Source organism: Novosphingobium clariflavum (assembly GCF_026420865.1).
GTDB lineage: Bacteria > Pseudomonadota > Alphaproteobacteria > Sphingomonadales > Sphingomonadaceae > Novosphingobium > Novosphingobium clariflavum.
In genome coordinates, this window is record NZ_JAPCWC010000120.1 from 1 (window position 1) to 336 (window position 336).

1 protein-coding gene is annotated in these 336 nt (G+C 66.4%); it reads left to right on the forward strand.

The annotated features are described in order from the left end of the window. Positions 1 to 336: DDE-type integrase/transposase/recombinase (locus OKA11_RS24555; protein ID WP_267225266.1), on the forward strand; the 336-nt coding region annotated here is incomplete at both ends.

The window sequence follows — 336 nt, forward strand, 5'->3', positions numbered from 1 at the left end:
GCGCATCTGGCGCCGCGAGGGGCTCAAGGTGCCGCAAAAGCAGCCGAAGCGCGGAAGGCTCTGGCTCCATGACGGATCGTGCATCCGGCTGCGGCCCGAGTATCCGGGGCACGTGTGGTCCTACGACTTCGTCGAGGGCCGCACGCATGATGGTCGCAAGTTCCGCATCTTGTCGATCATCGACGAGGCCAGTCGGGAGTGCCTGGCCTTGCCGGTCGCGCGACGGCTCAGGAGCGAGGATGTGCTGGCGGCGCTGGCCGATCTGTTCGTCACGCGTGGGCCGCCTGCGCATATACGGTCGGACAACGGCCCCGAATTTATCGCCAATGCCGTGCA